Below are 8,574 nucleotides of genomic sequence, written 5' to 3'. Positions count from 1 at the left end.
TTTTTCAGGAAAGGTAGACTATCGTGCTGGACGCAGATGTCGGTCCGCAAGCCGTTTCTCTTCTATGTGTGGAGCAGCCGTGATCGATCAGAAGTATTTGCAGTGCCATTTTTTCAGATCGCAGACCAAGGAAAGGGACATGCACAGGAAGAAGCCGCAGGGGGGAAGGTTGTATCGCATCGGGGAGGCCGCCCGTGCGCTCAACCTTCAGACCAGCGTGCTCCGCTTCTGGGAGGGGGAATTCCCCGCCCTCAGGCCCGTGCGCACGCCCAAGGGCCAGCGCTTGTATACGGAAAGCGATATGGAGCTTCTGCGCAGGATACGTTCTCTGCTCCACGAGCAGGGCATGACCATTGAAGGCGCGCGCCGCGTCCTTTCCGGCCAGGCCATGCCCTCCTTTGCCGAGGTTCTTTCTGCCGGGCCTTCCTCTCTTGCCGGGGCCGACGATGCCCTTCTGCGGGATATCGTGCGTTCCCTTCAGGAGATACGCGCGCTTCTCACCTCCAAACCGTCCAAGGAGAACCGTTCATGATACTTTCGCCCTCGCTTCTCTCCGCCGACTGCGGAAATTTGGCGCAGACTTTGCGGGAACTGGAACAGGCCGGAGTGAAGTGGGTACACTGGGACGTGATGGACGGGCATTTTGTGCCCAACATGACGTTCGGTCAGCATGTCGTCAAAGGCCTGCGCTCGGCGTCGGGTCTTTTTTTTGACGTGCACCTCATGATAGAGCAGCCGGAACGCTATCTTGCCGATTTCAAGGCAGCGGGAGCGGACATGCTCGTAGTCCATGCCGAATCCACCCTTCACCTCCAGCGGACGCTTGCGGAAATACGCCGCCTGGGGATGAAAGCGGGTGCGGCGCTCAATCCCTCCACGCCTCTCTGCGCGCTGGACTATGTGCTGGACGAGGTCGACATGGTGCTTGTCATGAGCGTGAACCCCGGTTTCGGGGGGCAGAAATTTCTGCCCGCTACGTTCCGCAAGGTGGCGGAACTGCGGGCAAAACTCAATGCGGCCGGCAGGGCCGACTGCCTTGTACAGGTTGACGGCGGCGTGAACCTCGACAACACGAAGGCCCTGACCGGGGCCGGGGCGGACGTGCTGGTTTCCGGTTCTGCCTTTTTCGGCCACCCTCCCTTCAGTGAACGCCTTGCCGCGTTCATGGCCGCCGCCGGCTGCTGAAAAATTTTCCGTACTACCCAAGGAGACAGCTTTTATGCCTACTCGCGCAGAACTTGCCAACGCCGTCCGCGCCCTTTCCATCGACGCCATAGAAAAAGCCAAATCCGGCCATCCCGGAGCCCCCATGGGCATGGCCGATATGGCGGAATCTTTGTGGCGCGGCTTTCTGAAGCATAATCCTGCCGACCCCGCGTGGCCCGACCGCGACCGTTTCATCCTGTCCAACGGCCACGCCTCCATGCTGCTTTATTCTCTGCTGCACCTCACAGGCTACGACCTTTCCATGGACGATATCCGCTCTTTCCGTCAGCTTGGCACGAAAACCCCGGGCCACCCGGAGCGGGGCGTCACCCCCGGCGTGGAAGTGACGACCGGCCCCCTCGGCCAGGGCATAGCTACGGCCGTGGGCATGGCCCTTGCCGAGCGCATGCTGGCCCATGAATTCAACCGGGAAGGCTTCCCCGTGGTGGATCATTACACCTGGGTTTTCCTCGGCGACGGCTGCCTCATGGAAGGCGTGTCGCAGGAAGCCTGCTCACTGGCCGGCACCTGGAAGCTCGGCCGCCTCATTGCCCTTTACGACGACAACGACATTTCCATTGACGGCAATGTGAAGGGCTGGTTCACCGACGATACGCCCACCCGCTTCGAGGCCATGGGCTGGCATGTGGTGCGCGGTGTGGACGGGCATGACGGCGAGGCCGTGGATCTGGCCATACGCGAGGCCATGGCCGTGACTGACAAGCCTTCCCTCATCTGCTGTAAGACCACCATCGGCCGCTTTGCCCCCACCAAGGCGGGCACGGCCGCCTGCCACGGCGCGCCCCTGGGGCCGGAGGAAGCCGCAGCCGCGCGCGCGGCCATGGGCTGGATCTCGGAGCCCTTCAGCGTGCCGGAAGAGATACGCTCCGCGTGGGACGCCCGCGAAAAGGGCGCGGCAGCGCAGAAGGCCTGGGAAGAGATGTTTGCCGCCTATGAGAAGGCCCATCCTGAACTTGCCGCCGAATTTCGCCGCCGCATAAAGGGCGACCTTCCCGAAGCCTGGCCCGCCGCAGCCCGCGCCGCCGTGGAGGCCGCCGCGGCGGAAGAGAAGGCCGTCGCCACCCGTGTCTCGGGCAAGAACGTGCTCAATATCATCGCCCCGGCCCTGCCGGAACTTGTGGGCGGCTCCGCCGACCTCAGCGGTTCCGTGGGCACGGAGTTCAAGGGCGCGAAGACTCTCGACGTGGACGACTATTCAGGCAACTACATACACTACGGCGTGCGCGAATTCGCCATGGGCGCGGTGATGAACGGCATGGAGCTGCACGGCGGCTTCATCCCCTACGCGGGCACGTTCTTCGTGTTTTCCGATTATGCGAAAAGCGTGATCCGTTCCGCGGCTATCATGAAGCGCCGCGTGATCTGGGTGCTTACCCACGATTCCATCGGCGTAGGCGAAGACGGGCCCACCCATCAGCCCGTGGAGCAGATAGGCGCGCTGCGCATGATGCCGGGCGTGCAGGTCTGGCGTCCGTGCGACAGCCTGGAAGCCGCAGTGGCCTGGACCGAGGCCGTGGAGTATAAGGAAGGCCCCGTGTGCCTCATCATGAGCCGCCAGGGCCTGCCGCAGCAGAAGGGCGGCCTCTCCCGTGAGGAAGGCATACGGCGCGGGGGCTATGTTTTGAAGGACTGCGAGGGGCAGCCGGAACTTATCTATATTGCCACAGGTTCCGAAGTGCAGCTCGCCGTTCAGGCCGCCGAGGCTCTTGAAGCGAAGGGCCGCCGTGTGCGCGTGGTGTCCATGCCCTGCTGCGAGGTGTTCGACAGGCAGGACGCCGCCTACCGTGAATCCGTGCTTCCCTCCGCCGTGCGCGCCCGCGTGGCCGTGGAGGCCCAGAGCGCCGCGTGGTGGTGGAAGTATGCGGGGCTTGACGGCCGTGTCGTCGGTATGGGAACATTCGGCGCTTCCGCGCCTGCGGGCAAACTGTTCCCCCATTTTGGCTTCACTGTGGAAAACATCGCAGAGCAGGGCCTTGCCCTGCTGTAAGGAAAGGAGATCTCAAGATGAAAGCACTGACCATGAACGATGTGGATATGAAGGGCAAGCGCGTTGTCATGCGCGTGGATGTGAACGTGCCCATCCACGACGGCGTCATTACCAGCGACAAGCGCATCCGCGCGGTGCTGCCCACCATTAAGAAGGCCCTGGACGCGGGCGCGGGCGTCATCCTGCTCGCCCACCTCGGCCGCCCCACGGAAGGCGAGTTTGAGGAAAAGTATTCCCTGCGCCCCGTGGCCGCCCACATGGGCAAGCTCCTCGGCATGGACGTGGCCTTCTGCGCCGACCCGCTGAACGGCGTGGAATGTAAGCCCGGCGAAGTGGTGCTGTGCGAGAACGTGCGCTTCTTCAAGGGCGAGAAGAAGAACAACGAGGAACTCGCCGCCAAGTACGCCGCCATGGGCGATATCTACGTCATGGATGCCTTCGGCGCGGCCCATCGCGCCCAGGCCTCCACCGAAGGCGCGCTGCGCAAGGCCCCCGTGGCCGTGGCCGGCCCGCTCATGTTCGCGGAAATGGAAGCCGCCACGAAGCTGCTCGACAACCCCGAACGCCCGCTCTACGCCATTATCGGCGGCTCCAAGGTATCCACCAAGCTCACCGTGCTGGAAAACCTGCTCAAGCATGTGGACGGCCTCATCGTGGGCGGCGGCATTGCCAACACCTTCCTGGAAGCCGCGGGCTTCAACATGGGCTCCTCCCTTGTGGAAAAGGACCTCATCCCCGAAGCGAAGCGCCTCATTGAAATGGCGAAGGAGCGCAACGTCATCCTGCCCCTGCCCACCGACGTGGTGGTGGCCCCCAGCTTTGAACGCGCTTCCGAAGCCGTGACCAAGAAGGTGTCCGAGCTTGGCGCCGAAGACTGCGCCTTCGATATCGGCGAAGAGACCGCCAGGGAATACGCGCGCCTTCTGGCCGACGCCCGCACCATCGTGTGGAACGGCCCCGTGGGCGCTTTTGAAACGGTACCCTTCGACAAGGGCAGCCGCGCCCTGGCCGATATCCTGGCCGACTGCGACGCCTACACCCTGGTGTGCGGCGGCGATACCGTGGCCGCTGTGGAATCCTTCGGCGTGGCCGCGAAGATGGGCTACCTCTCCACCGGCGGCGGCGCTTTCCTCGAAGTGCTGGAAGGCAAGACCCTGCCCGCCGTGGCCGCCCTTGCCGACGTGGCTTTCAAGTAGGCATCTCTGCCTGATCCAGAGCGTTTCAACTTTGAAAAAGTGAAACGCGAAGGCGGCAGCACAGCGCCGCCCGGCCCTTCGTTTGCGGAAAAACCGCGTTTTTTCCGCGAAACGACAGGCCGTATGGTTTGAAATGCACAGCATTTCAAACTGAAATTGCTCTAAAGAAAAAGCCGCCTCCGGGCGGCTTTTTTTGCGCCCCGGCCGGAAAGAGGGGGAGGGACAGGCCCGGCCGGACAGTCTGCCGTTCCCCGGTTCCGGGGAGGCGGGGACTCGAGAGCCTTGGAGGCCCTTCTGCGGCGCGGGCACGGTGTTCCGGGAGAAAGCAGGGGGGAGCCCTGAAAACGTGTCCGGGGCGGGGAGCAGGGGAGGGCTTTCGGCAGAGGAAAGCCCGCTTTGGGCTGCGGCACGGCCGAAGGCTCGAAGCGGGGCTGTTTGGCAAAGGTTTTCGCGGGGAGCCCGGGGCATGGCGGAAAGGGGGCCTTCCGGCGGCGATACTCGCAGGAAAAGGGATTCCGTGTGCGGCGTGCGGGGAAGGCCGTTTTTCCCGCCGTTTCCCCGGGGCTTCCGTCCTCCCCGCGCAGGGAAGATTATTTCTTTTCCACGATGAAGAGGGTGATGTAGTCGTTGCGGCTGGTCTGCACAAGGAAGCGTTCCACCACGCGCAGGGGGGAGTCGCCCATGAGCACGGCGGGCGGCGTGGTGTCGGTGTCGAGCAGGAGGAAGCGCTTTTCGGGCACGTCGCCTAGGGAGGCGATGCGCGTGGTGTCCCGGCCTGTTTCCCATTCTTCCGTAGGGCTGAAATTGTCGAAGGAATAGCAGGGAAGCCCCTCCAGCCGGGGCAGGGCGCGCAGTTCCTCCAGGGAGCAGGTGGGGGGCGTTTTCTGCACCACGGGCCGGGTGGAGCCCATGCGGAAGGCGGCGAGGCACACAAGAAGCACCATGAGGCAGGAGACGGGCACGAGGTACGTTCTGTATTTGAGCCCGAACGCGCCGAGCCCGAGGCAGAGCAGGGCGAAGGCAATACAGGAGAGCGCGTATTCGCTGTGGTTCCAGGCCACGAAGAGGCAGATCCCCGCGGCGGCCGGCGTGCCGAGGGAAAGGTGCAGGGCGACCATGCCCCTTTCCGTGCGGGAGAGGAGGCCTTTCTCAAGGCCGCTCACCCAGTGCCGCAGCACCTGCGCAGAGAGCAGCGCCAGCGGCACCATGGCGGGCATGAGGTAGCGCTCCTTTTTTTCCGGCACCAGGGAAAGCAGAAGCAGCGAGAGCAGGAACCAGGCGAGCAGGAACGTCATTTCCGCCCTGTATTCTTTTTCCCTGTTCAGCCACCGGTCGAATATGCCCGCAAGGCAGGCAAGGGCCCACGCGCCTGCAAAGCCCGGGAAGGAGAGGTAGAAGAAGAAGGAGGCCGTGTGCATGGTGCTCCATGCGCTTACTTCGCCCCGGGCCACGCCGGCGGCCACATGGGGCACGGCGAAGTACGCATAGGCGTACCAGAGCGAGCCGAGCAGCGTGCCGCCGAAGAGTATGGCGGCGAGGCGCTTCCACGGCACGGGGCGGCGGCAGAGAAGGAGCGCGGCGAGGAAGGGCAGAAGCATGGTGTAGAGCTGCACCGGGCCCTTGCTGAGCACCGAGGCCGCCAGGAAAAGCGTGCCTGCGACAAGCCGGCCGCGCCCGGGCTTCACAAGGCCGACGAGCGCGCCCGTCATGAAGACCACGGAGTATATGTCCCAGGAGTTGGTGGTGCCGAGCTTCAACGTGAGCAGCATGGAGGAGACGACGAGGCCCGCGTAGAGGGCGGTTTTCTCATCGTAAAAGAGCGCGCGGTACAGATCGAAGCAGAACACGCCGAGAAGCCCTGTCGTGAGTATGACGGGCAGGTGCAGGGCGAACAGGGAAGGCTCGGGGTTGAGGAGGAACACGGGCACGGTGAGCCACACGGGCAGGGGCGGCTTGTTCAGGCGTATTTCCGTGTAGAGGTGGGGGATGAGCCAGTCGTGATCGAGAGCCATGGACTGGGCGGAAATGAGGTTGCGGGCCTCCATGATGCCGGTGCCGAACACATACACGAGCGGCAGAAGAAGAAGCAGGGAAAAGAGGTAGATGATGGTGCGCTGTTTCATGGAGTGCCTTTGCCTGACGCTTCAGGAATGATGTTCGGGGCCGGAGGGAAGGCGCGCGCTGCGCAGGCCTATGACGATGTTGCGTGCATAGGCGGCAAGCCCGAGGGCCTGGCCGAGGATGAGCACGATATCGAGCCGTATGAGGCCGTAGAGGCAGATGAGCACGGAGCCTGTGAGGCTTATGGCCCAGAAGCCCATGGGCAGCACGGAAACATGGCGGGAGCGGCTGTACCACCACTGGTACACGAAGCGCAGGGTGAAGAGCGCCTGGGCCGCGCAGCCGAAGACAAGCAGCGGCAGGGGGATATCGGGATTTTTAAAGAGCGTGCGGCCGATATCCGCGCCGCCCGCCATGAGGCTCAGGGCGGCGGCAGGCGGGATGAGCGCGACAAGAAGGCGCAGCCACCAGGCCGCCTTCTGCCATATCCCGTTGGTCCGGAGGTTCCAGATATAGATGTAGTAGGAAAGGAACTGCCCGAGAAGTATGGCGAAATCCTCCCTGAGCCAGCCGTAGAGCATGAGCAGGCAGGAGCCGCAGATGCTGAACACCCAGAACAGCGAGGGCGATATGATTTTCTTCGCCTTTTCGGTTTTTATCCACTGGTGGAGCATGCGCAGGGAAAAGAATCCCTGGGCGAGAAGGCCCACGCCGGTGACGAAGAGATAGTCTTTCATGGAGTGTCCTTGCGTGCGCGCCCCGGGGATGCCCGGGGCTTTGCCGGGGCCTGCGGGCCGCGCGGGGCCTGCCGGGAGGGGGGCGCGTCCATGCGGCAGGGCGGGCATGGGCGCGGGAAGAAGCGCCGCCCGGTGCTATTCGTCCCCGAGGCTTTTTTCCTTCACCTCATAGTCGATATGCCTTTTCTGCATCCAGCGCACGGCGAAACAGTCCATGAGGGGCGCGATGAGCCTGTTCCACAGGTGGAATTTGGACACGCCCGCGACCCTCGGGAAGTGCGACACGTCCACCTGCTTCACCTTTCCGCCTTCCATCTGCACGAGGGCGGCGAAAAAGCGGTGCATGCCCTTGAAGAAGGGCAGGCGGCGGGCCATGTCCGTGTGCATGACTTTGAGCGGGCAGCCGGTGTCGCGCGCGCCGTCCTTCACCATCATGCGGCGGAAGCCGTTGGCCACGCGGGACTGGAACTTCTTGAAGGCCGAGTCCTTCCTCTTTGCGCGCACGCCGGTGACGAGGGCGTACTCGTCAAGATAGGGCGTGAGCAGGTCGAGCTCTTCGGGCGCGGTCTGAAGGTCGGCGTCGATGTAGGCGACGTACGGGGAGCGGGCGGCGTCCATGCCCGCCTTTATGGCCGCGCTCAGGCCGCAGTTGCGGGTGAATTCGAGGAAGAAGAAGCCTTCGTGCTCCGCGCAGGCCTTGCGGATGAGCGCTCCGCTTGTGTCGGTGGAGCCGTCGTTGATGAAGAGCACGCAGGAGCGTTTCTTCGCGCGGGGCAGATAGGCGGCGAGGCGCGCGGAGAGGGCGCGCATGTTGTCTTCCTCATTGTACACGGGGACAAGGATAGTCACTTCATAGGAAGATGGGCAATGGCTCTGTGTCATGTTTTTTCCTCCGGCGCGGGGAGATGCGCGTTTGCCGCCCTAGTTTTCTCTGAGCGGGTTGAGCGGAGAATCGTACCACGCGGCAAAGCGCCGTATGCCTTCCGCAAGGGGGGTGGAGGGGCGGAAACCGGTGAGGTTGCGGAGCTTCGTCGTGTCGGCAAAGGTCTGGTACACGTCGCCTTTCTGCATGGGCAGCATGTGCAGCGAGGCCTTTTTCCCCAGCGCCTCTTCCAGAGTGCGGATGAAGTCCATGAGCTGCATGGGCCGCCCGCAGCCCACGTTGCAGATATCGGTGGGCACGTCGCCTTCGGGCGCGTGGCCCATGAGGCGCAGTACGGCTTCCACAATGTCGTCGATATAGGTGAAGTCGCGCGAGAGGTTGCCGTTGTTGAACACGTTGATGGGCTTTCCGGCAAGGATGGCCCTTGCAAAGAGCGAGGGCGCCATGTCCGGCCTGCCCCAGGGGCCGTACACGGTGAAGAAG

8 protein-coding genes are annotated in these 8,574 nt (G+C 63.6%); 4 read left to right on the top strand and 4 right to left on the bottom strand.

Annotation, left to right across the window (positions count from 1 at the left end; translation table 11 throughout):
* Positions 1–139: 139 nt before the first annotated feature.
* Genes K8W16_RS06505 through K8W16_RS06490 form a run of 4 tightly spaced genes read left to right on the top strand, consistent with a single transcriptional unit; the run spans position 140 to position 4,410 of the window.
* On the top strand, positions 140–532 hold the full coding sequence (locus K8W16_RS06505) for a MerR family transcriptional regulator (RefSeq protein ID WP_304122256.1): 393 nt from the start codon (positions 140–142) through the stop codon (positions 530–532).
* Positions 529–1,185, top strand: a complete 657-nt coding sequence (gene rpe / locus K8W16_RS06500) for a ribulose-phosphate 3-epimerase (protein WP_304122254.1) — start codon at positions 529–531, stop codon at positions 1,183–1,185. The genes K8W16_RS06505 and rpe overlap by 4 nt, the downstream gene beginning before the upstream one ends.
* 34 nt (positions 1,186–1,219) lie before the next feature.
* A complete protein-coding gene (gene tkt / locus K8W16_RS06495) occupies positions 1,220–3,214 on the top strand; it encodes a transketolase (RefSeq protein ID WP_304122252.1) in 1,995 nt (664 codons plus the stop codon).
* A 17-nt stretch (positions 3,215–3,231) separates the two neighbouring features.
* On the top strand, positions 3,232–4,410 hold the full coding sequence (locus tag K8W16_RS06490; protein WP_304122250.1) for a phosphoglycerate kinase: 1,179 nt from the start codon (positions 3,232–3,234) through the stop codon (positions 4,408–4,410).
* A gap of 590 nt (positions 4,411–5,000) precedes the next feature.
* On the opposite strand, the gene K8W16_RS06485 is transcribed toward K8W16_RS06490, so the two are convergent.
* From K8W16_RS06485 to K8W16_RS06470, 4 genes are all read right to left on the bottom strand, one after another.
* On the bottom strand, positions 5,001–6,533 hold the full coding sequence (locus tag K8W16_RS06485; protein ID WP_304122248.1) for a glycosyltransferase family 39 protein: 1,533 nt from the start codon (positions 6,531–6,533) through the stop codon (positions 5,001–5,003).
* Positions 6,534–6,554: 21 nt separating this feature from the next.
* Complete coding sequence (locus tag K8W16_RS06480; protein ID WP_304122246.1) at positions 6,555–7,208, bottom strand: lipid-A-disaccharide synthase N-terminal domain-containing protein; 654 nt, start codon at positions 7,206–7,208, stop codon at positions 6,555–6,557.
* Between the two features lie 135 nt (positions 7,209–7,343).
* Positions 7,344–8,090: a glycosyltransferase gene (locus K8W16_RS06475; RefSeq protein WP_304122244.1), complete on the bottom strand. Its 747-nt coding sequence runs from the start codon at positions 8,088–8,090 to the stop codon at positions 7,344–7,346.
* A gap of 39 nt (positions 8,091–8,129) precedes the next feature.
* The coding region (locus K8W16_RS06470; RefSeq protein ID WP_304122243.1) for an NAD-dependent epimerase/dehydratase family protein at positions 8,130–8,574 on the bottom strand (445 nt) is incomplete at its 5' end.

This window comes from Mailhella massiliensis (assembly GCF_020741395.1).
Taxonomy (GTDB): Bacteria; Desulfobacterota; Desulfovibrionia; order Desulfovibrionales; family Desulfovibrionaceae; genus Mailhella; species Mailhella massiliensis_A.
The sequence above is the reverse complement of the archived record's forward strand: the minus strand, read 5'-3'. Positions and strand labels throughout refer to the sequence as shown.

Coding starts and splice junctions, on each gene's coding strand:
- K8W16_RS06475 (WP_304122244.1), bottom strand. CDS start 8,090: ATGACACAGAGCCATTGCCCATCTTCCTATGAAGTGACTATCCTTGTC.
- tkt (WP_304122252.1), top strand. CDS start 1,220: ATGCCTACTCGCGCAGAACTTGCCAACGCCGTCCGCGCCCTTTCCATC.
- K8W16_RS06490 (WP_304122250.1), top strand. CDS start 3,232: ATGAAAGCACTGACCATGAACGATGTGGATATGAAGGGCAAGCGCGTT.
- rpe (WP_304122254.1), top strand. CDS start 529: ATGATACTTTCGCCCTCGCTTCTCTCCGCCGACTGCGGAAATTTGGCG.
- K8W16_RS06480 (WP_304122246.1), bottom strand. CDS start 7,208: ATGAAAGACTATCTCTTCGTCACCGGCGTGGGCCTTCTCGCCCAGGGA.
- K8W16_RS06485 (WP_304122248.1), bottom strand. CDS start 6,533: ATGAAACAGCGCACCATCATCTACCTCTTTTCCCTGCTTCTTCTTCTG.
- K8W16_RS06505 (WP_304122256.1), top strand. CDS start 140: ATGCACAGGAAGAAGCCGCAGGGGGGAAGGTTGTATCGCATCGGGGAG.